A 24,893-nucleotide genomic window follows, 5' to 3' on the forward strand; every position below is an offset into this window, starting at 1 on the left:
GTGCCCTGATGTGGGGCGACAACCATGTTGAGCGCGCCGATCGTTACGAAAACAGCGCCGCGATCGGCCGGCCGTTATCGGTGATCGGTACGGGGCGATCGTCGGGAGTATACAACTCCTCGTGCGGATCGATTCCCATGGCATTGTGGATTGTGGCATGCAAGTCGGGTAGCGAAACTGGATCCGATTCAATCTTCATCGCCAGTTCATCGGTCACGCCGATTGTCTTGCCGTTGTTCATCCCGCCGCCGGCCAAGACGACGCTGAACGCCTTGGAATAGTGCCCGCGTCCGCCGCCACCGTCAAACTGCGCCGGGCGGCCGAACTCCGAGGCAACGACGATCAACGTCTTGTCCAGCATCTTGTGTTGTTCCAAGTCGAGCACCAACGCCGAAAGCGCGTCGTCGAGTTCTTGAATCAACACGTGCTGCTTCAGTTGGCCGTCGTTGTGCGTATCCCAGCCGGTTCCGTTGACGAAATTCAAATTGTGCGAGACTTCGATAAACCGCACCCCGGATTGCAACAATCGCCGCGACAACAAACAACGCTGGCCGAATTCCCCACCGTACGATTCACGCAGCGACGCCGATTCGGAATCCAACTCAAACACGTTCGCGAATTTGGGTCCGGAGAGCCGCAAGGCTTCGCTGATTGTCGTATCGTAGTCGGAGACGACCGATCCGGCGGGGAGTTGTTTGCGATATTCGTCGCGAACGCGGCGCAACAAATCCTCGCGCCGCGTTTGCCGGGCGGCTGTGATATGCGGAGCGCGTGAAAAGCCGGCGGGACCCGATTTGGTGTCGGTCAGATAAATATAACCCGCCTTCGCTCCCAAAAATCCCGGACCACGCGTTACGTTGGGATAGCCGATCAACACGTATCCCGGTGCATGTTCGCTGGCCGGACCGCGCTTGTGCGCCACAATAGAACCCACCGACGGATAAACAACCGTGCCGCTGGTCGGACGACCGGTGTGCACTTGATTGGTCGCAGCGGCATGTTCGTCGATCACATCGTGATGCACGGTCCGCACGATGTTAAACCGGTCCAAGATCTGGGCGCATTTGGGCAGGTGTTCGCAAACCTGCGTGTCCGGCACAGCGGTCTCGATGGACGGATAATACGAACCCGGCTTTTTTGTTTTGGCATCGCCCATCCGTTTGGGATCCCACGTATCGATATGACTCGATCCGCCGCCCAACCAAATCATGATGCAATGCTCCGCCTTGCCCCGCGGCACGACCGGAGCGGGAGACGCCTCGTTGGCCAAACCGCGCAACGGTTGTCCCAGCGACAACGCCGCAAGTCCGCCGCCAGCGACAGCACTTTGCGCCAAAAACCGCCGTCGTTGCTCATCCATTTCTGTGATCCCAAACATCAAGACTGCTCACCTTTCAACATTTCCACCGGTCGTCGCGCTCTTCTCGTTCCCAAGTCCCACAAACGGGTGCCACTGGCGGCTTGTCCGCCAGTGCAGGGTTAGAGTGCGATTTCCATGCTCGTGTACGCCAACGCGCGCACTGGCGGACGAGCCGCCAGTGGCACCCAATCCCGACCATCGGTCCATCGATCGAGTGTGATTTCTTTTATTGATTTCCCTCTTACGGCAAATAGACAAACTCCGGTGAGTTCATCAACGCCCACAACATATCTTCCATCCGTTCCCGCCAATCGGTGTTCAATCGCGACGTGGGTAAGTCACCTCGTTCGACGGCGCGTTGCAATTCGATTTTAATCGCATTGGCCCGCTCACTCAGATGATTCGACCAGGAGACCATTCCCAACGGCAACCGCTGCGGTTTCTCGACGGCTTGTGGAAGATCTTCCAAACGTTCGACGTAACCGGGTGATAATAATTCCACAAACAGCGTTTGCTCCTGGGCCGTCGGTTTCCGCGTCAAGACACGCATGTAGACCCGTTCCACCAACCGCTCGACCGGTTGTTCTTCCTGAGCCAATCGCGTGAATGCACTGTCGTCCGAGAGGCGCGTCATGCGACGACCCAACACCCCGTTGGCCAACACCGCCGGTTGCCGGACAGTCGGATCGTCATCGCGCTCGGTGATCGGATTTTGCCGAGCACTCCGCCAACCGAATGTCTCTAGGAATGTCACAAACGGTTGGGCAAACGGCAATGCCAAACTGGGACGATCGCGCTCGTTCGATAACGAGGCAAACTCCCACGCCCGCAGCGGCTCGCCAAGGTTTGTTGCTGTATCCAGTTTCATCGCTCCGTCGGGATCCAAGCACAATTGCCCGGCCCGCAGCGGCTTGCCTGCCGCGGCGAACATCGAATCGACCAACTGCTCGGCCGACATCCGCCGTGGAACTTGGCCGGCGAATAGCTGAGTTTGCTCCTCCGACAATTCGCCAATTTCGCTCTGGTAGGTCCGCGAATTCAAAATCAACCGCGCGATGTGCTTCAAGTCGTAATCATGCAGAACCAACTCGCGCGCCAAGTATTGCAACAACTCGGGATGCGATGGTTCGACATCGTGCCAATCGTCGACCGGTTCGACAAAACCGCGACCGAAATACCGTTTCCACATGCGATTGACGATCACCTCGGCAAACCGCGTATTGTGCGGCGACGTGATCAGAGCGGCCACATGCTCGCGAGGATCCGCTTGCGACGCAGCTGCTTCCGTCAGTGCCGCGTCATCAATCAATTCCGAAAAGGTCCATTCCGGTGCCACCTGCGATCCTGGTTTGAGCGTGACTTCGACAATCATCGAGGCGAGTGACTCTTCGTCACCCGGGACGCTACTTGTTTTGGGCACACGCAGCGGCTTGCGGTCGAGCATGGCCGCCAAGGCAAACAAATCTTGTTGTTTGTGATCATGAAACGGCGCATCGTGACAACGGGCGCAGGTCATGTTCAGCCCCAAGAATGCCCGACCGATGATCTGTGCCTTGGCCGCCATCGGTACGTCGTTTTGGGTTGCCATCGCAAAGCCGGCCGGGCCTCCGAAACGACGACTGCCGTCCATGCGAATCAACTCTGTGACAAATCGATCGAACGGTTTGTTGTCCGCCAACGATTCATGCAGCCAAAACCGAAACGGTCCGCTGTTGTTTAATTTGGGTTTGACCAATGAAGGATTCTCGGCCAGCACGTCTTGCCAATACCCCATCCAATTGTCCGCCCAGCCCGGTTCAGCCAACAACCGGTCAATCGCCCTGCTCCGCCGATTCGGATCTTGATCCGCTTGAAATTCCGCGAGGTGTGCTTCGCTGGGAATCGTCCCCGTCACATCCAATGCCACCCGTCGCAAAAACGAATAGTCATCCGTCAACGCGGCCGGCGCGACTTTGGCTTTTTCCAGTTGCGCTAGAATGAAACGATCGATGTCATTGTAAACCTCTGCCGTTTCCGCAACTTCCGGCACCACCGGTTTGTCTTGCCCGGCAATCACGTCGCGCGCTGCTGCGTGCCGCTGTGCCCATTTTTCGGCTTCTGCACTGCCCGCCACGTGGCGACTTTCGGCGCTCAACTGTGCAATTCGCTGCCGCTCACCTCGTTTGAATTCCGTCCAACCTTCATCCGTCAACAAAAAGGTTCCGCCACTGCCTACCAACCGGAAATCCTCACCCGGAGCAGCAATGCTGACCGAGGTTTCACCAAACTCCGGACGATGCCCCTGCCCTCCCACGATCATTTCAAACCGCAGATGGTGCCGCTTTCCGTCTCCTTCAATGACGGCGACCGTTTCGGTATCGCCGCGGCGCAAGGGGCGGATGTTGGGGGCTAAACTGGTATCCACATCAAAAACGCGCCCATGCGCGCTGCTGGAGATGCTGTGAAATTTCGTTTCCGCAATCAGTCGTCCATCCAAATACAGCCGCGCTGCATTGCGTGACCGCAACAAAATTTGCTGCGACCCGGCCGGGATTTCAAACGTTCCCGCCGCACGCAACAAAAACGGATTTGAGCGGTCCTTTTGCAGTCCCCGCGCATCATATTTCTTGGGAACCGCTACAAACGCCAACGTCGAAGTGGTAAAGCTTTCGACATATTTGGGCGGGCGGAATTCCCAAGAGCGGCGATTGGGCAGTCCTTCAAAAATATCGACCCACAACGTCCCGTTGGGAATCTCTTCCCAAACAATCGGCCGCAGTTCGGGAGCCACATAGCGATAACGCGCGGCGATCCGTTCGGGTGCCAATGCTTGGCGGTACAGCGCAACTTCGTCCAAGGCACCGCCAAAGGCGCCGCCATGGAATGTCGACCCGATGCGGACTTCGTCGTCATCGACCACCGGTGCACGATCGGTCGCTCCGCCGGAATCCCAAACGCCTTTCACCGGTCGACCATCGATGTAACCGACCAAGCTTTTTTCTTCGCCAAACGTATACGTCACCGCCACATGGTGCCAACCGCTATCGCCGCCTAAACCCTCTTTCGAAGTCCAGCGATGCCATTCCCCCTTCTCGCCACGACTGCGAAACAAAAAGCTAAGCGTGCCGGTTGGGGATTGCAGTCGCAAGGCCCAGTTCTGATTGTCACGCGCAAAATCAGGATGGTTCGTTCGCCCCTTGCCGATGATGTAGTGATAATCGCGGCCGCTGGTCAATTTGGGATTCACCCAAGCCTCGATCGTGATCGCATCCCCCGTATCAAAATCCAAAGGACTGTCCGCCCCCGGATCAGCGATACGAACGTACGAGCCTTTGGCCGGCAAACGAACGGACAGGTTGTCGCTGCCGAATAACGGAAAATCGGGCGATTGCGGACCGGGCGCTCCTGGTGAGACTTTTCCCACCACAGTTCCGTCCAACAACGCTTCCGCCTCCGGGGCCGCTATTGTGTTGCGTACCGTATCGCCCTGAGCATCCTGAAACCGCCAATAGGCGATCGGTTCGTCTGCTTTGACGATATCGGTATAACGATCAGACGGTTTATCGGTTTCTACTTCGGCAGCGAAGTTCGGCGTTGTGATTGCGCAGCCAATCAGAGCGGCACAAACGAGCGCGGTTCTCCTGTCCAACAGCATGAGCGAGTCCTTACGACAGATCTAGTAACTTGGTAGTGGCCCTACCCTGCATTATACTGGTTTCCGCCCACGAAAAACCATTGTAAGTGATGATCCAGCCGTGCATTTGTTCCGTTATCATGATTGCGTAGATTTGTGGCCGTATTGACCGGCCGCTTGCTTCCTTCCTCGGTTTTCGCCTTTCAGAAAGGCTTCTGAATGCTCGCCGACGCGCCGCAGTCCGCGGATGAACAACTCGAAATCTCCTGCCAGTCGTGCGGCGCGACAGTGCTGGTGGCAGCGAATATGCGGACTGTGCAATGCCCGTATTGCGCTTCCACGTCGATCGTCGAACGCCCCCCCACAGCCGATCGCCCCGATCCGACCTTTGTTTTGGGCTTTGTCATCGATCGTGACCGAGCCAAAAAATCGGTACGGCGTTGGCTACGCAATAGCGGTGTCTTTGCCCGTTCCGACTTCAAAGAAGCAGCACCGGAGGTCTTGCAAGGGGTCTACGTGCCCGCCTATCTCTACGGTGCCGTCGCCCACACAAACTACACAGCCGATATCGGTGAAAACTACACCGAGACCGAAACCTACACGACCACCGATGCCAAAGGAAACACCGTTGTTCGCACGCGGACCGTTACCCGCACCGAATGGCGACCGCTACGGGGTAACCACGCCTGCTACGTCCTCGACGTGATCGTCACTGCTTCCCACGGCGTCAGCAACAACAAACTCGAAGCGATCGAGCCCTACGACCTCCGGGCACTGAACCGCTATTCCCACGCCGCGATCGCCGGCTGGATGGCCGAAGATCCGTCACGGACCCAAGAAGAATGTTTCCAACTCGCGCATAGAGAGAGCGTGCAAAAAGTGGGCCGGATGCTCGACGAATTCATGCCCGGCGACAGCCACCGCGACCTGCGCTACCACACCAATTTAAGCAACGAAGTCATCGACCTCGTGCTCCTGCCGCTCTGGACATTCGCCGTCAAATACAACGAAACCAAACCCCCGGTACGAATTTTACTCAACGGCCAAACCGGCAAAATCACCGGCGACGTTCCGATCTCAGCGAAGAAAGTCACCACAGCAATAATAGTCGGCTTGGGCATCATCCTCGCCATCATCCTATTCGTCGCCGCCTTTCAATGATCGTTGTTGTCGATTGGAAGGTTTTCAGTAGCCACAGATGAAACACGGATCAAACACAGATAAAAAGTTGCGTGGAGACATTTCCCAAACCGACCGCTTGCGGTCGTAAGCAGCGCGACTTGTCGTTTTGGCAATGGGCCATCAGGCCTGTCCCCCGCCTGCCGCATCCCAACCGCAGTTGACACGCCGGGACCGGTTGGGCGACAATCGTTGCTGCACGCCCCATGACACCGTTATTTCCCTCCCCATGCCACGGTTTTCTTAAACGATAAAAGGTCTCACCATGACGGCTCCCACCACTGCCTGTCGCGGACCGGTTAGTCGCCGTAGTTTTTTAGAAGCGGGGTCGCTGGCGCTGGGTGGATTGGGGCTGAGTGATTTGCTGCGGGGGCGCGCTGCTGCCAAAGAGGCGACGGGACTGGCCGATGATACGTCGGTGATTCTCATTTGGCTGCAAGGCGGGCCGAGTCATCTGGAGACCTATGACCTCAAGCCTGAAGCACCGATTGATTATCGTGGCGAATGCAATCCGATCGCAACCGCTGCTCCCGGAATGGATATCTGTGAGCACCTGCCGATGCACGCCCAGGTGGCGGACAAAATCAACGTGATCCGCTCCATCTCGCACGGCTTCGCCAACCACGCCGCCGGAGCGGGACGGTTTTTGTCCGGCTACAACCCATTCAAACTCCTCGATCCGCTCGGACAGTTTCCCTGTTTGGGACCGGTCGTCTCGAAGATGTTAGAGGGCCGCCGCAATCCGGCCATGCCTCGCTACGTCGCCGACGCGTCGAACGTCTACGGCGGCGGCAGTGCTAGTCTTGGACCGGCGTATTTGCCATTCGTTGTCGGTGGGGACCCGAACGCCCCTGACTTCAAGGTCAAAAACCTGTCGCTCTCCCCGGCGATCAAAGACCGCTTAGATGACCGCAGTTTGCTCCGCAAAGCGTTCGACGGACTCAACCGCGAAATCGATCAATCGCGCGTGATGGACTCGATGGACAAATACGATCGCGAAGCGGTCAGCCTCCTGACGAGTAACAAGGCGCAGAACGCATTTGATTTGTCGCAGGAAAACCCCAAGGTCCGCGACAAATATGGCCGTCACAAATGGGGCCAACGCGCGCTGTTAGCGCGGCGACTCGTTGAAGCAGGTACGAGTTTTGTGACCATGCAAATGCAAAATCCCAGCATCCCGGGGGCGATTGGCAACTGGGATATCCATGCGGTCAATGGACACCTTTTCGACGATGCCCGCGCACGTCTGCCGGTCTTTGACCAAGCCATCGCCGCCCTGGTCGAGGATCTTTATCAGCGCGGTTTGGACAAAAAAGTGATGCTGATCGTCTCGGGAGAATTCGGCCGCACGCCGCGGATCAATCCACAAAAAGGGACCGCATCGAAGGTGCTCCAACCGGGCCGCGATCACTATCCCGGCGCCATGTCCGTACTCGTTTCCGGCGGCGGCATGCAAACCGGACAAGTCATCGGTTCGACAACCGCCAAGGGCGAACGCCCCAAGGATCGCAAGCTGGACCCCAACGACCTGTTGGCGACGATCTACCGTTTTCTGGGCATTGACTACGCAGAAATGGTCCCCGACAACAACGGCCGCCCGGTCCCGTTGATTCCCTTTGGGACACCGATCCGCGAGTTGCTGTAGGCACGTCACCATTGCATGCTGGGCGGTAGCTTTCCACGACGGACGGTTCAATCAAACGGAATCGGCGGGAGCGTCTCGACCGATGGCTGAGTCGGCTCCTCTTCTTTTTCAAACAATTTCTCTACCGGATCCATGTTCTGCGGTTTGATGGGGGACCCAATGTCGCGATACAAGTCCCAGGTGACGTTTTTAGATAGGCCTTCAAAATTCTGAAACAGCTTCGACGCCGGTCCGTCAACATGAAAAATCCCCGGAGCCTTTTCCCGCTCCGAACTAGCGATACGATCTTTATCGCACGGATGCGTATCAAAGATGCCGGTCTTTTCCTCATCGCCTGACTGCTTGATTTGGCGCAGCGCTTTCGGTGTTAATTCATCGCCCATTTTCAGCATCACTTTGGCTAGGTCGTCTGGATACAAACCTTGATTCAGCAACCCCACGACAGCTTGCTGAGTTAATCCGTAGGCCACACCCAATTGCCGGATTCGATGCGATGTCTCGGCGAATGTCTCCGAGCCGGCGACGCGGGTCTCATAGCGGTCCGCATCGTATTCCATCTGCCGCAACATGAATCCGCTGACCGCATGTCCTACGAGCATAAGGAACCAGAGCACGCCACGAGTGATCGCCACACACAATTGGCTGAGCAATAAAATCCAGCCGATCCGAAAATCGACTTCCGAAGCGGTCTCCGCCAACCATTCATCCCACTCGTCCCGTTCGTAAACAACGCGGGCAAACCAGCCGTTGACGTTTCGTACAATATACGTCAACCGCATCCCCACACCTTGGCTAAAATGGCCGAATTCATGGGCCAGTACGCCGGTGAGCTGCCGAGCAGAAAGCCCGGCTGCTAAGGGAATGCCGATGGTCAAAACCAAATCCGATCCAAAAAAACTCAACCAACCACGGCGAAATCGCGCGGATGCGTTTAATTCATAATCGATGTCAATACGTCGCGGTTGCGGCGCCCCAACAACTTCGCAAATGCGTTCAACAAGCGCGAAGATCAACGGCTCTCCCGCATTGGTCAGCGAACGGCGGCGGACATGTTTGGCCGGTCGCGCAAATAACGGTTTGATCATAAACAGCACGAGAATCCCGCCAATAACCAACGGCGCGAGATAGACCAGAAACACCATAATCATGCCGCGGCCGCGGGCGGCTCCCAGCATGCCGGTGTGGTTGACCGCATGGTAGTAGACCGCATATCCGGTCAGGCCAATCAGAGCCACGTACAGCAACGGAAGCACGACCATGACGATGGTCACCAACAAAATACCGAATCGGTACACGATCGATCGTCGAACCGGTTTGATGTCACCCCGAAATGCGCGGTTTAGCCATCGCGCAGGGTCGGTCGTGGCCGGCGTTTTCTTTTTGCCATTCGTGCGTCGCTGTGCCGTCGCCGCGGGATCCGACCGTGATTGGGTGGTTTGAGCCTTGATACTCTTCGGTGAAGTACGAGGAGTGGGTAGGGTGAATACTGAACTGCATTTGGGGCATTTCCGTTTTTTGCCCGCAAGTTCGGGAGCGACTTTGAAAACTGCCGCACACTCTGGACATTTCGCCTGGAAGGACATCGCGCTTTTCCAATTCTTGATTTGATGTACGACATTGCATGCGCGAACCAGTCAGAAATGCGAAATTCATTTCATCGCTTAAAAAGTTTTTGAAATCGCGCAGATTCAGCATACGGAGGGGGCACCAGGCAAGCAAGAAAAAATTGGGCGCAGGCCAAATCCTTCGACAACACGCAGTCCACTTGCTCAACCTGCGAATTGCGGGTGCCACGACTGACTTGAAGGCCCAAAAAGTCGCACCAATTATTGTGGCAAATAAACAATATTTTTCTTGATTCGACGAGCCAGTTGCGCATACTAGCTCTTACGTCGAGTCGCTTCTGCGAATCCATCTCTTCGACGTTACAGAATGATGCCGTCAAGATTTCGAACCGGCCTTCGGTTTCGAAGTTTGGCCCATTTCGTATTTCCGAAGAGAGACACCATGCTTGCTCCCGCGCATCGCCGTTCGCATTCTCCCCTCTGCCATGACAATTTTCCGTTGTCGCTGCAGCTACGGATCCGAACTTAGCAATCCGTTTCCGTGGCACAAAAAGTATGCGCGCATTTGCCGTCATGTCGTCAAGCCGTAGCTGTCATTTTGATGATACGTGAAAACGGACATGTCGTGGGAAAAGCTGGTTTCCATCTTTGGTCGTCGGTTCATCAGTTTCTCTACTTCTTTTGAAAGACGATTCTTATGAGTTCGTACACATCTCCCTTGGATTCACTGCGACAAGATCACGAGGTCATGGAAAATCTCCGCGATCTCTTTGGCAGCCGTCGAAAAGTCGATGAGTTGGAATTGGCACAAGAAATTCATCCCCTCAACCGGCGAGCGATCGTCGAATTTCTTGATGACCCGGTGGGGCCGACGGAAAACCACAGCAGCGACGACGCATTTTTCTCCGAAGCGATCGTGCTGGCGACCGGCCGTCCGTCGTTGTTCATTCAAGACAACGAAATCCAATTGGGTAACGTGCAACTACCCAACCTGAAACAACGCCTGGAGGCAAACCGTGCGACCATTGAACATCCCATCCCGGCCATTGGTCGTGTTGAGTTGATGTTTCACCCGGACTACGAATGGGTGGGTACCGGTTGGTTGATTGAAGATTTGATGTTGGTGACCAATCGTCATGTCGCCAACATCTTTGCGGAACGGCGCGGCGGCGCTTATGCCTTCCGGCAATTCGCTGGAAACACGGTCAGTGCCTGGATCGATTTTCGCGAGGAACATCATCGTGCGGATGCAATCGAAATCGAGGTCGAATCGATCCTGTACGTGGCGAACACGGGAAGTCGCAATCCCGACATCGCCATTTTAAAGCTCCGCAATCAAGGCAATTTACCCCCACATTTAGAGTTAGCCGCTGCCGACGCAAACCAGCGCGATCATGTGGGAGTCGTCGGATACCCGGCCTGGGATGGACGTCGCAATCCAGGACCGGCCATGTCGCGCATTTTTCAAGACATCTACAACGTCAAACGCTATGCGCCCGGGCAAATCGCCGACGTGCGTAGCGGCGTGATCACACACGACTGCTCCACCTTGGGCGGCAACAGCGGTTCACCGGTGCTTGACCAAACAACAGGCAAGGTCGTCGGTTTGCATTTTGCGGGCCGCTTCATGTCGGAAAATTACGCGCTCCCTGTGAGTGCCATCAAGCGAGAACTACGCCGCGTATCCACTCAAGTCGCGGTCGACGATGTCCCGGTCCCCGTGGAATCGCTGAACAATCGCCGCGGATACGCTGAAGCGTTTTTAGGCAATCGTTCGCTCGCCGTTCCGCTACCAGCTTTGAACTCCGATCAATTGGACCACGCCGCTCCCGTCAGCGGGCGGGAACGGGATCGCGGGATCGGCAAATACGTACTCGACTACACGCATTTTTCGGTCGTCATGAATAAAACCCGACGGCTCGCCTATTATGCTGCTGTCAATATCGACGGAACTCAAGAAGTGGCCGTACGACGAACGAATACCCGCTGGCGAGTGGATCCGCGCATCGACCGCAACCACCAACACGACAACGATCTGTATGTGCGGAATAAACTCGATCGCGGTCATCTGGTCCGACGCCTCGATCCCGTCTGGGGAGACTACAACGAAGCCAAGCGAGCCAACGACGATACGTTCCATTACACAAACGCCGCACCGCAACATGCCCGACTCAACCAGCGCGACTGGCTCGCACTGGAAGACTATCTGCTCGTCAACACCAACCAGGACGACCAAAAATTGACAGTCTTCACCGGACCGGTGTTCACCCGATGTGACACGGACTACCGCGGAACGACGTTGCCGGAGGACTTTTGGAAGGTGGCGGTCATGGTTCAGGACGACGACTTGCTGGCCACCGGTTATCTACTCAGCCAAAAACAATTCATGGATGACTTGGAATTTGTGATCGGTGAATTTCGCACCTATCAAACACCGATCCGAACGATCGAGCAATTGACGGGCCTGTCATTCGGCAGCCTCGCCGAGCACGACCCCCTCGATGCAACCGAAGCCTTTGGCTTTCCCACGATCAACAGCCCCAACGATATCATTTTGGGGTAATCCATTCAGGGGACCCTCCCGTCTGCCGTTCGGTGTATCGAAAGCGATTTTAACCACGCGTCAGGCGGGAGCCTTCACACTCCTACGGTGATCGAATTTCCTGGAACCTAGTCGGCAAGCTCCGTCCAAAGCACCCCAATGTCGGGTGCCGCTGCTAGCTTGATGCACGAGGATCGCCAGCCACCACGCGCAAATCCACGCAACCGGCACAACCCGGCCAACACGCACCGCCGGGATGTTCGCGAAGACCGTCATGCCGGGCATGATCGACGGTCAAAATCCGCATACCCAGTCTCTAGCCCAAAACTCCCCAAGCGAGCATGCAGGTTTTACCGATTCCAAACGATGAATCGTCGAGATGACGAGAATCGCTATCAGCCGGTTATGTCTCAAAACCGGTGCGGCGATTCTCCGGGCTTCGCTCAGGTAATGTCGCTGCTGCGCTGCGAGCGCGATGCACTGAAACATACAAAATACGTGGACGCGAATCATGTTGAAGTATCCAGGGATGGGACGGTCCTTTGCCGTTTCGGTGACATTCGGCTTATCGCTGTTGACCGCCGTCGGCTGCCGCCACGCGCAACAGCACGAGTGCCGTACGCAACCAATGGCCTCGGCTTCCAACTACTGCCCCACCGCCCCCTATTCGACACCCGAGACAATGTCTCAACCGTATGGGGATGACGGCGAATATGTGCCCATGCCTCCCGAACCCGATGAAGCTACGCCGGCACCCAGCGAAGCCTATTCCGTTCCGCAACGCCGCAGTCCTGTTCAAGCCATCAAGGATGGGTCGCGCCGCTTGGGATCCAAATTGAGTCGCATGATCAAAGGGGATGAAGAAGTCGCCGAAGACGAAATGATCGGCCGTGATCACGTGTCGTCACCCGATCTGCAATCACCCGGCGCGTATTCCGCGCAGCCACAACTCGGACAACCGGCCGGTAACCAGTCCGGCGCATTCTCGGGCGCAGGCAACGCCTATCCGCCGCGGGTTCCACCCGTCCCCGATTCTGAATCGTTCGACGAGTTCGATGAAAACATCGACTTGAGCCTGCCGACGGAAAATATCCCCGGCGACGTGGAACTTCCCGACGGAAACGCGAACTACCGTCAGCCCCAGCAAAACTTGTCGCTGCCGGTCTCCAATTCGCAAGGCGAATTTGATCTGTATGCCCCACAATTACGTCATAGCACGCCGACTCCCACACTAGCGCCGGCGCCTTCCGACGTGCCACAACTCAGAGACGATTTCAATGAGAGCGGCAACGAATTCAACGACGCACAATTTGACGACGACGACTTCGACGACCGTGGTCCGCAACTCCTGCCCGCTCCAGGCCAAGGCGGCGCAAAACAAGTCAAGTTCGTGCCGGTCCAACCGAGCGGACTGAACCTGTTTCAAATCGGGACCTTGGGACTCTGCTCCGAAGTCCGTAGCTACGAGGATTTCAGCGAGATTGATCGCAACGAATTGCGCGCCGGGCAGGATTTGTTGATTTACAACACGCTCACCAATACCGAGAGCGTCCGATCCGCCGCAGGATTTCGCACGCTAACCCGGTCCCGCGTCGAATGGCTGGGCGCCGGCGACCGTGTGTTGCATCAAGTGCAATTGAGCGAAGCCCCCGATGCGTCTCGCTCTGTGCGACAAGACTATTTCCTCACGCACCAAGTCGCCGTGCCAGAGTCCCTCCCGGCTGGGCTGTACACGCTGCGGCTGACAGTCGAGGACCTCTTCGGCCACCAAGCGGCTCACGCGACCATGCAGGTACGGGTCATCGACTGACCGATCACACGCGAGCCTTGCCCAGTTCACTGATCGGACGGCTCGTCGCGATCGAAAACTCCGTATCATCCGGCGCCGTCAACGTGGTTGCTTGAGGAATCCCGAAGGCAGCGGCAATGGTCGAGAGCAGTGCGTCGGGCGTCACCGGAGAGTCAATCGGCGCAGTTCCCCGCGCGTCGCTAGCGCCAATGACCCGCCCGCCACTAACTGGCCCACCAGCCATCAAGGCCGACCACACCCCGGGCCAATGATCGCGTCCCCCGTGGGAATTGATCCGCGGTGTGCGTCCAAATTCCCCGCTGGCAACCACCAATGTCCGTTTGAGCAGACCAGTCGCCTCCAAGTCATCCAACAGGCTGGAAACAGTTTTGTCGAAGTCCGGGCAAACCGTGTCGCGCAAATCGGACATCGTCGTGATCGTCCCGTGACAATCCCATGACTTGTGTTGATCAAGATCAAGGAACATATTGACGGTCACAAAACGGACACCCGCTTCGATCAGTTGCCGCGCTTGAAAACAGGCGCGGGCGAACGGAGTTGTGCCATACGGTTGCGAGCTTGTTTTCTGAAGGGCCGATTCATAACCGCTGTCGGTCACCGGGTCGTGTGCGGTGCCCAGTATGCCAGCGGTTTGTCCCTGATAGGTCCGGATGCCGGTGTTCCCCAGCAATTGCGGCACGACACAATAACTCGGCACCCCTTCGCGCGGGCCAAGCAATGCATCAATCATCGATCCCAGCGCCGGGAACATAATTCCGCCTCGCGCGCAGCGACCAGTTTGGAGCAACTGCAGACCCGCTTCATGAATCGGCGCCGCCGTGTGATGCAGTGAGCGGAGCAGGGCGAACTGATGCGTCCGTTGCGCAAGACGTGGCAACGTTTCACTCAGTTGAATGCCGGGTGTGTTGGTGGCAATGGCTTGAAACGGCCCGCGAATCTGCGTCGGCGCCGCCGGTTTGGGATCGAATGTATCCAACTGGCTGGGACCGCCGGTCAGCACAATAAAAATACAACCGTCAATATCACGGTTGGCTGCGCGTTGATCCTCAGCGCGGAGCGCAGCTTGCTCAGCCGTCGACATTCCCAATATCCCCGCACTACCAAGTTTAAGCACATCGCGCCGAGAAACCGAGTCCCCCCCGGTGGGCGGAGAGTCCGATGAGTGTGACTGGGGCATAAGGTTTGACTCAGCTTCCTATGTATTTCGCGTACAGCGTCTTGGCGGTGGGAATGTCCTCGGTCCCTTTAATAATCACGCGACCGTCCTGGAACGCCGTCAGTTCATAATCCCCTTCGTTCAGGGCGATTCGGAACAAGTATTTGTTGTAGTTGATCGTGCCGATTCCTGCGAGGCGATTTGCCAAATCGTCGAACACCAACCGCGTCTTCGAGGGAGGTGAAACCTGGACAGCATTCCGCCCACAGAGGATCGTCGTCTGCGACCCCAACGTACCCCGCAGCCAAACCCGTTCCCCCGCATGACAGGCAGGGCAGCCGGAGCGATCGCGCAGCCCCTCCATATTCATCCGCCGAAACGTGCCGTCCCAAACATCGATCACCGTCAACTTCGGCTCGATCAAATTGCGTTGTCCCGACAGAATTTTCAGGGCATCGACTACCTGCAACGATGCAATCACATTGATGATCGCCGCCAACACGCCCGCCGTATCGCACGTCTCAACCGACCCCGGCTCGGGAACCGCATCAATCAGACACCTCAAACAAGCCGTCTCGCCGGGCAGAATCGTCATCGTTTGACCATGACTGCCAATGCACCCACCATAAACCCAAGGTATTCCGGTTTCCAACGAAACATCGTTGAGTAAATAGCGGATTTCAAAATTGTCAGTGCCGTCCAGAATCAGATCGACATCGTTGGCCAACCCCATCACATTCTCATAACTGACGTCGGCAACAATCGGGTCGATCTCAATCGTGCTGTTGATCTTCGCCAACTTGCGCCCCGCAGCAACCGACTTAGGAAGTTGATCGGCGATATCCTGTTCGTCAAAGAGCACCTGCCGCTGCAAGTTACTCAGCTCAACAAAATCGCGATCCACAATCCGCACAAAGCCGACCCCCGCACGGACCATCCCCTCAGCCAGCACCGTCCCCAGCGCGCCGCAACCACACACCAGCACGCGCCGCCGCATCAACTCCCGTTGTCCCTCTTCGCCAATCCCATGAAACAGGACTTGCTTGCTGTATCGTTGTAGGTCGTCGGTCATTTTTTAGTCGGCGGTGAGTGAGTGGTGAGTGGCCAGTGGCCAGAATTTCTGCAGTGAATGCAATCGGTATCGTTTTTCGGTTCTAAGTTCGTCATCGCCTCATCGATTTGAATCGGCCAACCCTCAAGCCTGTTCCCTCACGCCTCAAGCCTCCGAAGTAGTTTTTCCGCGGGCGGCATAAAAAATTCTCCGAATCTGTCTTCCCACGATGGGTGTAGTAGAGTCAGACTGTCGCGCGCAGGGGTGAGGTGCGATGGGTGGCGCGACGATGCTGAATCACGACGTGATCATCGATGCGCACCCAACCACTAGTCTATCGGATGATCCCAGGGTTTCTCAACGGGGAGGGTGACTATGTCGACTGTGAAATTAGACGGGACGAAGATTGTGCTGCCAAAAACCGGAGCCGACGTGTTTTGGCAAACCGTACACGAACATTATGCCGGCGAAGATCAGCGCAAGTGGAAGTACTTAGCCATGCTGGCATTGCGGGAAAACGCCGGATGGCCGCTGGACAAAATCGGCATGGTCTTCGGACACCCCAAAGGCCACGTCACCCGCTGCCTAGCCCGCATCAAACAGGACCTCAGGCAAGGATTCCGCGAAGAGAGCGAAGAGAAATGGCCGTTGGATAATCCGCGATAATCAGTAGGCAGGAAATTAGTGGCCGGTGGTCAGTGGCCGGTGGCCAGATAGGGGAGGGGAGCTGTTGATTGTGCATTTGCCCAACGGCCCACAACGACCAACCCTCACGCCTGTCCCCTCAAGCCTCACCCCTACGTCCCTACAGCCTAACTCCAACTAAGGAGAACCAACATGGAACTACGAAACGTCCCCATCGCGCAGCTACACGGTGCCGAATACAATCCGCGCGTGCAATTGCAACCAGGCATGCCGGGGTATGACCGGTTGAAGCGGTCGATTGATGAGTTTGGATTGGTGCAACCGATTGTCTGGAATGAACAAACCGGGAACGTCGTCGGCGGACATCAACGGTTGTCGGTCCTAAAAAATGAAGGGCACGAAACCGTGGACGTGATGGTGATAGCCCTCGACGAGTCACGCGAAAAAGCACTCAACGTCGCCCTGAACAATTCACAAATCGGTGGCGATTGGGATGCGGAGAAGTTATTAAGCCTCGTACAAGAACTGCACGAACTCCCCGACTTCGACGAAACCCTCACCGGATTTGACGTCGACGACGTGCGGGACCTTCTACTGCTCCCCGACCCCGATTGGAAACCCGAACCAGAACCCAACGATGCGCCCGACCTCGTCCGCGTCACCTTAGAAATCGCCACAGAGTCCTGGACCGAAATACAACCCGCTATCGATCGTTTAGTCCAACAATGGGGTTTGCGCGCGCATGTGAAAACGTGATGAAAGCCACCGAGAAACGTTGATCCCCCCCCTAAAAGGGTAGCCGCGATTGCGAACAGCAATCGGGGCGGGCGCAGCCCGCAAGAAGCCGCAGTGACCGCGAACCTCGACCGGGAAACCTTTGTTAAAATGTAAGCGCTAAATTGCGGCTTTGCATGCCTTCGGCACAACGATTTGGTATAGAACTGGGGGTGGTTACCTGACGCAAACCCAAACCAACCATCCATGAGAAGTGGCAATCCGGGACTCGTACCCCTAACTTTTGGATAACGATGAACTGCGCGTTGGCTTCCAGGTCTGGACCTTCAATGAGACTGCTTGGGAAGACTGGGAAAGGAAAGACAAGAAAATCAATGGGCTAGTACATCTGGGATTTTAGGAGTGATGATGAAAAACTATGAGTTGTTGGGTTATGAAGTGAATGAAGTGACCAGGAATTATTCAAAGTATCTACGGGAAAGACGGGGCGAACTTCACGGATGTCCTCGCGCAACGTTTCGTCGGAGCCACATCGAAATATTGCTCGATTATCCATGCCTGCAACAGTTGGGTTACGAGGAGATAGGAGATGTCTCGGCGGAGTTGGAGGAAGGACTGGCGTTGGTTGTCGATTACTTCCATGGAGATTGGTGGCGGGCTGAGAATATCCGCCGGATTGAACGTGAGTCTCCCGAACTGCTGCATATCAAGCCATGGATGAACGTCGACGCGATTATCCTGGACAATTCCCAGGACATGGATCGGTCGAATCCGGATTGCAAGTTTGAATGGCATGACGAGTTGCGGAGCGGGATCATCTTCGGCGGGTTGCTCGAAAAGTGGGACGAGGTCGCGCACATTTGTGCGGCGCTGGATGCCGACGTGTCCCCTGAGTACTCTGCCGGAACAATTATCGATGAGTATTTCCAATACTACCTCTGCGTCGCCGGCAAACTGAGCGGGCAATGGGACGCGGGGTTTGAGAAGCTGCTGGAGAGCGCGAAGAAATGCCGCCAAAAGCGGCTTCGCGATCTGTTAGCTGCCTGGGAAGCAGCGGTGGCGGGAAATCAAGCGGCGTTCGACAAAGCGTTTCCCGCGGCGATCAAGTCGTTCCTCAAACGCGAAGACGACCCGTCGGAATATTTTGGCGTCGCGATGGATGAAACGGTGATCGGGCTGATCACCAAACGCGCCGGGCTGTCGTTCCCCGACATGTCGGACAAACTAAACGCGGCAGTGATGACTCGCAAATCGCTGGGACTGGACTCGACACCGTAGGTCTTATGAAATTCTAAAGATAGCCAATGAAGAATTACGAACTGCTGGGCATCGATGCCAACAACCCTGAGGAATTCGCAGACCGCTTAAGGGAGCTTGATGCGGAACGCCGCGACGCCGAAGAGTGTCCTCGCTGGACCTATCGGAGAAGCTATATTCTGACACTATTGGAATATCCTTGCTGGGAACAGATGGGCTACATAGAGATTTCAGATTTGCCGCAGCGATTGGAAGATGGCTGCAAGGCGGTGATCGATTACTTCCATGGAGATTGGTGGCGGGAAGAGAATATCCGTCGCATTGAACGTGAAACACCTGAACTGCTGCGTATCAAGCCGTGGAGCACAGTAGAAAACATTATCGAAAACAATGCACAACGCATGGATCGATCCAATCCTGATTGCATGTTTCAGTGGTATGAGCCTCTGCGGAGCGGGATCATTTTCGGCGGCTTGCTCGAAAAGTGGGACGATGTCGCGCACATTTGCTCGGCTCTGGATGCCGACGTCGCCCCCGAGTACTCCGCCGGAACGATTATTGACGAATATTTCCATTACTACCTTTGCGTCGCCGGCAAACTGAGCGGGCAGTGGGACGCGGGGTTTGAGAAGCTGCTGGAGAGCGCGAAGAAATGCCGTCAAAAGCGGCTTCGCGATCTGCTGGCCGCCTGGGACGCAGCGGTTGCGAGTGATCAAGCGGCGTTCGACAAGGCGTTCCCCGCCGCGATCAAGTCGTTCATCAAGCGCAAAGACGATCCGTCCGAGCACATGGGCGCAGCCTTGGACGAAACGGTGATCTGGCTCATCGCCAAGCGCGCTGGGCTGTCATTTCCCGAATTGTCAGACAAACTCAATGCGGCCGTGATGACCTGCAAATCGCTGGGACTGGACACGACTCCGTAGCCGGAGCGACGACGAATCATGAGATACTCGATCCACTTCTTCGCCATGGATGCCGCCGCAGTTGCCGAACGGCTCCGCCATGAGCCGGACGCGATTGCCGAAGCAGTCGTCGCCAGAATATCCGCTGAGGGTGATCCGACGGAGCAGGATCTAGTCTATTCCCGGCAATTCGCGAAGAACATTTGCACGGAAAGTTTCTCAGACGAAGATACTGCCGACGAACTCAACACGCTGTGTTGGATGTGCGAGGTGCTTTCAGAAAAGATTGATATTCCGGAGTTCAACCTGTTTCGCTCCATCGATTATCTCGAGGACATCGGGGTGTGGCCGTTGTTTCAAGCAGAAAGGCCGCCGTTTCCCGTGCCTGGTTCCTCCAAAGAATTTCCACAAGTAGGCTATCTGAGCCGCCCCGCCATCGAGCAGTATGTCGCCGACGAGTTCGCCTCACTGCCCCCTTGTAACGACCCCGAAGCGGACGATGCTCGCGACGATCTGCTAGGCATCATGGAGTCGTTATGCGAAGACCAGTTGGATCTCTTAGCAATTTTGGTGGAAGTGTAAATTCCACACGGGTGCCACTGGCTTTGCCAATGTTGGACAGCGCCCGCCGACTGCCCGCCTACACCCCCGCCGCTTCGCGGCCGGCAATCAGCGCATCTAACTCCGCCTTCAATCGCGGCAGAATCTCGTCGTAGCCATACGCCCCAATCGATTGCGGACCTTTTTTGAGGTTCACAACGGTCGGGCCGCACCACAGGCCTAAGTCGGCGTCGTCGGTTTCGCCGGGGCCGTTCACGCGGCAGCCCATCACGGCGATCGTGATGGCGTGGTCCTTGGCGTAGGCGGTCATTTCTTTGACGTCTTGCGCCAATTCAATGAAGGCTTCGTTTTCCACACGCGAACAACTGGGGCAGCTGATGATGTTCAGTGTGTCGAGTTGAAAATCGACGAAGCTCCGCACGCGGCCGGCGGCGATGTCGGCTAAGATTCCTCGGCCGGCGTCGATTTCTTCCGGCTTGCGGGAGTTGGGCAGCGTTAGAGAAACGCGCACCGTGTCGCCGATGCCTTGGCTGATGAGTTGTTCAAAGGCGATGCGGGTTTTGATGATCCCATCAGGCGGCATGCCCGCTTCGGTGACTCCCAAATGCATCGGCACATCAGGACGCTCTACAGCGAACCGGCGATTGACTTCAATCACCTTTTGCGGATCCGAATCTTTCAGCGAAACGCAGTATCGCTCAAAGCCGAGTGAATCTAAAAATTCGCAATGGTCCAGCGCGCTTTCCAGCATGGGCGAGATCGAATCGTCGTCGTCATATTTGTCCGCCATGGCCGGATCAACAGAGCCGCAATTCACGCCAATACGAATAGCACAGTCAGTCTCTCCCGCGATGCCGACAATGTATTTCACCTTCTCTTGCCACGGCTTTTCTCGTTCGTGGTGGTACAGGTGTCCCGGGTTGTAGCGAATCTTGTCGACGTGCGGACCGATGATCTCCGCCAACCGGTAATTCTCCTGCAGATCGACGGAGAGATTGGCGGTGGTTTGTTTGCGAATTTCGGCTAGGGCAGCCGCATCCGGTTTGCTATCAGCGGCAATCCGCACGACATCCGCACCCGCTGCAACCAGCGCATTGGCCTGCGCAACGGTGGCATCGATGTCTTGCGTGTGCGTAGCACACATGCTCTGCACGGCGATGGGATTTCCATGACCGATGGTGATAGAACCAATATTGACGGCACGAGTGGGGTTGCGCGGCAGGTCCACCAGAGGCTCCCGGAGAGAAAATTTAAAGAAAATCAAAAAAAATGGGTAGTAACCCTTGATTCTTAGTCTATCATCAGTTCAACTATGCATCTCAAAGAGCGAACCGGCATATTTTGCCAAAGTCGCGCTTTGTGACGAAAACGGAATTTCATATCTGGCGCTCCTATCATATCCCTCTATTTTTTGCCCAGATACATACTTGAGACGTTTATTCGCTCCTCATCCGCCATTTTTGGATCGAGGAGCTATTTTTTTGCGCAGTCCTCATCGTTTGAATCCGTTTTGCCGCTACTGGGGTAATGAACCATTACAGCCCCGAATGATTGACTGAGAACTCAACGCTGTTTCCGATACGAGTCGGTAACCCAAAGACCGCAGAAAACGCCGATTCACAACTGTTCAGGCAACCGGGCGTCACGGAACACATCATAACAAATTGCTGTCGCCGCGTCGCTGATCAACAGGTTTGACCGTCACCAGAGCCGGTTTTCCCCGACTCCGCTAAACATTGAACCGCACCAGAATCTCGTCGCCATCGCGCATCACGTACTCCTTGCCGACCAACTGATGCAGGCCGGCCGCTTTGACTTCGCGTTCGGAACCGAGCCGCAGCAGGTCGGCCACCGCCATGATTTCTGCTCGGATAAAGCCCCGTGCCAAGTCGGTGTGAATCGTGCCGGCCGCCTCGACCGCTGTTTCGCCCCGCCGCAACAGCCAGGCCCGGACTTCTTTTTCGTCTGAAGTGAAAAACGTGATCTGCTCGGTGATCTCGAAAATCGTCCGCAATAGTTGTTTGCGACACGGTTCCCCCAGTCCCAACTCAGCAGCAAACTCGGCGCGATCGGCTTCGTCAAGTTGTTGCACATCCAGCTCCAACCCGGCCGGAGCGGCAATCACCGGGTGCCCCAATGCTTCGATGGCCGCCAGTTTGTCAGCATCGAAATCGGCTTCAGCGGTGTTGATCAGGACCAGTAGCGGCTTGCGCGTCAACAGCGAAAAGGACTTGGTATGCTTTTCCTGCTCGTCAGAAAACTCCTGGCTGCGGAGCGATTGTCCTTCGTTGAGCAGGACTTCGATCGGCTCTAAGAATTCCAATTCCGTCTGCAGTTCGTCGCGGTCGGGGCGGGGCTTTTTGATGTTTTCTCGCAGTCGGGCAATGCGATTGCTGATGACCTGCATATCGGCCAGCATCAATTCTTCTTCGAAGGATTGCACATCGCTGAGCGGATCCGCTCCGGCATAAGCGCCGATGACTTGGATCAACACGTTGGCTTCCCGCAGCACCGACATCCGCTGCGCGTTCCCTTCGCCCTGATCGCGACTCAAACCGGGAGTATCGAACAGTTCTATCTTCGCAGGTGAGATTTTTTTGGGATTAAACAAGGCAACCAAATCATCAAAACGCTGATCGGGAACCGTGGCGGTGCCGAGTTGTCCGGTGTGCGCTTTGGAGATATCGGGGGCGGTTCCGGTCAGCAATTCAAAGATACTGCTTTTTCCGCCCGCTTGATAGCCCACGAGTCCGATTTTCATCACGCGTTCCTGGTCGTTTGCTTGCGTTCTCAGTACACCAATACTGCTTGTCGCACCGCGCCGGTCGGGGTGTGAAGCAGGGGCGCGCTAGTGTAGTTGGGCAGCCGCCACCGGTAAAGCGATCGCGTCTAGAGACTCCGGAACCGTTTTCGCCACGGATCGCGCGTTTTTTGACCGCTGGGAGTCATGCCGAGGAACGACGCATGCCGATTGTATCGATTGAGACGCGCGCGAAAACCGTCGCCGGACTCCCCGTCTTAAAACCGCACAAGAAAGCCTGCCGACATGTACGCCCAACACTGGGGTCTCGTAGACATCCCTTTTCAATCGACCATCGACCAACGTTGGTTCTATGAAGGACCCTCTCACGAAGAGGCGGTCGCCCGGTTGTTATTCATCGTCGAACAACATCGCCGCCTAGGTGTGCTGGTGGGAGAAGCGGGAACCGGCAAGTCGATGTTGCTGTCTGTCTTAAAACGCGCCGTGCAACGTGCCCAAGGCCAAGTGGTGAACGTCAACGTCGCCGGTCGCTCGGGGGAGGAAGTCGTTTGGGAACTCGCTGCGGGATTACGACTCAGCCCACGACCCGACGATCCCCCCAGGACGCTTTGGCGCAAGATCGAAGAAGTGTTGCTCGGTAACCAACTAGCCCATGTACAAACCGTATTGGTGTTCGATCACTTTGAGTGGGCCGATCGTGAGTGTCAAAAAGCCATCGCCCGCTTGGTTCACCTCAATACGCAAACACCCACCTGGACAACCATCGTGGTCGCCGTCCGAGAAAAAGCCCTGCAGGAAAGTTGCGACCTGTTCCGGCACTTGATTGATCTGACAATTGAAGCACCGCCATTCAGTAACGATGAATCGCGCGATTACGTGATTAGCTTGTTGAGCAGAGCAGGGCGTCGCGATCCGTTGTTCACCGATTCGGCATTGGACCGCCTGCACGCATTGAGCGGCGGCGTGCCGCGCGAGCTCAACCGCCTGTGCGACATGAGCCTGCTCGCCGCCATGTCCGCCGGAGCAGTGGCCGTGACAGCCGATATTGTTGGTTCCTTTGCCGCCGAGGAGTCTGGCGATAAATCGTTCGACCGGCAATCAATTCTGAGCAATGCGTAGCTCGGCGGAAGCATCCAAGAAATTGGCCATGCGAATGTCGTCAGCGATGGGTCGTCGGCAAGTGCAACATCTTTTCGCGGAAATTAGTTCCTGACAGACTCCTGGACCAGAATCGGCTAACGGCAAGTTTGGGAGCTACCAATGGCGAACGAAAACAGAAAACTGTATTACTGGGTAGAGGGCGTTTCTGTATTCGTCTTTGTTGCCCTCGGGAGCGCCGTCGGACAGGCAACTCGATTGGTACAGGTGAATGTTGTTGATGGCGAGTTTATTTTCCCATCGCATTTTCCGATCTATGTTGGGGCCACGATCGGGGCCATCATCGGCTTGCTATTGGGATATGCGATTGCATGGCTGATAGAACAAATATCTAGCAACTCTGGTGACGAAACTAGAAATTTAGACAATACGTTGCTAACGGTTTCATCCTCTCAGCACCAATGCGATTCTTGACGCGCGCTGTCCGACCTAGTCCCAAACTGTCGGGCAAACATTCGGGTTGCTGCGCGAATAGCTGTGCGAAAACCCTCACCCCCGACCCCTCTCCCAGAGGGAGAGGGGGGAGTTGATGACGGTGATTCCGCGCAAGCTCCCTCTCCCTTTGGGAGAGGGCCGGGGTGAGGGGCAAGCCACGTATGATGTACGCCGACAGGTTCGGCCCAGCTTTGCCAAGAAGCACGAAGCCGCAATTCCCACGCTCTGAAACGAGCAAAGTCTCATCAGCAGGGACAGCTGAAACTGCTGCTTCTTGTGCCTGCGGCACACCGATTGCCGTTGGCAATCGCTGCCACCCGATGCTTGATTTTCCACGGATAAACGCAATCTGTCCCAGAGGGTGAGGGGCAAGCCACTTGGGATGCTCGCCTTCAGGTACGGCGCGACTTTGCCAGGAAGTTGACGCGCAGTACTCAGCCGTTTCATATGGTCTCCGGTGAATTTCTCGCTGGAATTGTGCTATCATGGCGTAAACATCACTGCAACAGTTTGCTCCG

Annotated in this window: 18 protein-coding genes and 1 pseudogene; 11 read left to right on the plus strand and 8 right to left on the minus strand. The window is 56.1% G+C overall.

What is annotated here, in order from left to right:
* Positions 1-43: 43 nt before the first annotated feature.
* Together Mal52_RS29235 and Mal52_RS29240 are read right to left on the minus strand one after the other, a co-directional pair.
* Positions 44-1,378 (minus strand): DUF1501 domain-containing protein, encoded by a 1,335-nt coding sequence (locus Mal52_RS29235; protein WP_231962483.1) that lies wholly within the window; start codon positions 1,376-1,378, stop codon positions 44-46.
* 223 nt (positions 1,379-1,601) lie between these two features.
* Positions 1,602-4,994: a DUF1553 domain-containing protein gene (locus Mal52_RS29240; RefSeq protein ID WP_145380424.1), complete on the minus strand. Its 3,393-nt coding sequence runs from the start codon at positions 4,992-4,994 to the stop codon at positions 1,602-1,604.
* Positions 4,995-5,192: 198 nt separating this feature from the next.
* Here Mal52_RS29240 and Mal52_RS29245 point away from each other — a divergent pair, with 198 nt between their 5' ends.
* Both Mal52_RS29245 and Mal52_RS29250 read left to right on the plus strand, forming a co-directional pair.
* Complete coding sequence (locus Mal52_RS29245; protein WP_145380425.1) at positions 5,193-6,134, plus strand: TFIIB-type zinc ribbon-containing protein; 942 nt, start codon at positions 5,193-5,195, stop codon at positions 6,132-6,134.
* A 283-nt stretch (positions 6,135-6,417) separates the two neighbouring features.
* Positions 6,418-7,797 (plus strand): DUF1501 domain-containing protein, encoded by a 1,380-nt coding sequence (locus Mal52_RS29250; protein ID WP_145380426.1) that lies wholly within the window; start codon positions 6,418-6,420, stop codon positions 7,795-7,797.
* Between the two features lie 47 nt (positions 7,798-7,844).
* Here the strand turns inward: Mal52_RS29250 and Mal52_RS29255 are convergent, their stop codons facing one another.
* Positions 7,845-9,092: a M48 family metallopeptidase gene (locus tag Mal52_RS29255; RefSeq protein ID WP_197534980.1), complete on the minus strand. Its 1,248-nt coding sequence runs from the start codon at positions 9,090-9,092 to the stop codon at positions 7,845-7,847.
* 195 nt (positions 9,093-9,287) lie between these two features.
* Positions 9,288-9,380: pseudogene (locus Mal52_RS30650) on the minus strand (hypothetical protein); the annotation flags it as partial.
* A gap of 679 nt (positions 9,381-10,059) precedes the next feature.
* On the opposite strand from Mal52_RS30650, the gene Mal52_RS29260 reads away from it, so the two are divergent.
* The gene (locus Mal52_RS29260; RefSeq protein WP_145380428.1) at positions 10,060-11,925 is read left to right on the plus strand and encodes a DNA/RNA non-specific endonuclease; all 1,866 of its coding nucleotides are present in this window, start codon (positions 10,060-10,062) and stop codon (positions 11,923-11,925) included.
* A gap of 490 nt (positions 11,926-12,415) precedes the next feature.
* Positions 12,416-13,714 carry a hypothetical protein gene (locus Mal52_RS29265; protein ID WP_145380429.1) on the plus strand — a complete coding sequence of 433 codons (1,299 nt, stop codon included), beginning with the start codon at positions 12,416-12,418 and terminating at the stop codon, positions 13,712-13,714.
* Positions 13,715-13,718: 4 nt separating this feature from the next.
* Here the strand turns inward: Mal52_RS29265 and Mal52_RS29270 are convergent, their stop codons facing one another.
* Together Mal52_RS29270 and Mal52_RS29275 are read right to left on the minus strand one after the other, a co-directional pair.
* Positions 13,719-14,795: a DUF1501 domain-containing protein gene (locus Mal52_RS29270; protein WP_197534557.1), complete on the minus strand. Its 1,077-nt coding sequence runs from the start codon at positions 14,793-14,795 to the stop codon at positions 13,719-13,721.
* Between the two features lie 106 nt (positions 14,796-14,901).
* A complete protein-coding gene (locus Mal52_RS29275) occupies positions 14,902-15,942 on the minus strand; it encodes a ThiF family adenylyltransferase (protein ID WP_145380431.1) in 1,041 nt (346 codons plus the stop codon).
* Between the two features lie 354 nt (positions 15,943-16,296).
* Here Mal52_RS29275 and Mal52_RS29280 point away from each other — a divergent pair, with 354 nt between their 5' ends.
* From Mal52_RS29280 to Mal52_RS29300, 5 genes are all read left to right on the plus strand, one after another.
* On the plus strand, positions 16,297-16,587 hold the full coding sequence (locus Mal52_RS29280) for a hypothetical protein (protein ID WP_145380432.1): 291 nt from the start codon (positions 16,297-16,299) through the stop codon (positions 16,585-16,587).
* A 171-nt stretch (positions 16,588-16,758) separates the two neighbouring features.
* A complete protein-coding gene (locus tag Mal52_RS29285) occupies positions 16,759-17,322 on the plus strand; it encodes a ParB N-terminal domain-containing protein (RefSeq protein WP_145380433.1) in 564 nt (187 codons plus the stop codon).
* Positions 17,323-17,706: 384 nt separating this feature from the next.
* Positions 17,707-18,579, plus strand: a complete 873-nt coding sequence (locus tag Mal52_RS29290; RefSeq protein WP_145380434.1) for a hypothetical protein — start codon at positions 17,707-17,709, stop codon at positions 18,577-18,579.
* Between the two features lie 26 nt (positions 18,580-18,605).
* Entirely contained in the window at positions 18,606-19,481 is an 876-nt protein-coding gene (locus Mal52_RS29295; protein ID WP_145380435.1) for a hypothetical protein, read from the plus strand.
* Between the two features lie 18 nt (positions 19,482-19,499).
* Complete coding sequence (locus tag Mal52_RS29300; protein ID WP_145380436.1) at positions 19,500-20,042, plus strand: DUF7691 family protein; 543 nt, start codon at positions 19,500-19,502, stop codon at positions 20,040-20,042.
* A gap of 58 nt (positions 20,043-20,100) precedes the next feature.
* On the opposite strand, the gene ispG is transcribed toward Mal52_RS29300, so the two are convergent.
* Both ispG and Mal52_RS29310 read right to left on the minus strand, forming a co-directional pair.
* Positions 20,101-21,249 (minus strand): (E)-4-hydroxy-3-methylbut-2-enyl-diphosphate synthase, encoded by a 1,149-nt coding sequence (gene ispG / locus Mal52_RS29305; RefSeq protein ID WP_145380437.1) that lies wholly within the window; start codon positions 21,247-21,249, stop codon positions 20,101-20,103.
* A 501-nt stretch (positions 21,250-21,750) separates the two neighbouring features.
* Complete coding sequence (locus Mal52_RS29310; RefSeq protein WP_145380438.1) at positions 21,751-22,782, minus strand: DUF933 domain-containing protein; 1,032 nt, start codon at positions 22,780-22,782, stop codon at positions 21,751-21,753.
* 285 nt (positions 22,783-23,067) lie between these two features.
* On the opposite strand from Mal52_RS29310, the gene Mal52_RS29315 reads away from it, so the two are divergent.
* Together Mal52_RS29315 and Mal52_RS29320 are read left to right on the plus strand one after the other, a co-directional pair.
* Positions 23,068-23,901: an ExeA family protein gene (locus Mal52_RS29315; protein ID WP_145380439.1), complete on the plus strand. Its 834-nt coding sequence runs from the start codon at positions 23,068-23,070 to the stop codon at positions 23,899-23,901.
* A gap of 141 nt (positions 23,902-24,042) precedes the next feature.
* Positions 24,043-24,354 carry a hypothetical protein gene (locus tag Mal52_RS29320; protein ID WP_145380440.1) on the plus strand — a complete coding sequence of 104 codons (312 nt, stop codon included), beginning with the start codon at positions 24,043-24,045 and terminating at the stop codon, positions 24,352-24,354.
* Positions 24,355-24,893 lie beyond the last annotated feature (539 nt).

The organism is Symmachiella dynata, from assembly GCF_007747995.1.
In the GTDB taxonomy this organism is placed as follows: Bacteria; Planctomycetota; Planctomycetia; order Planctomycetales; family Planctomycetaceae; genus Symmachiella; species Symmachiella dynata.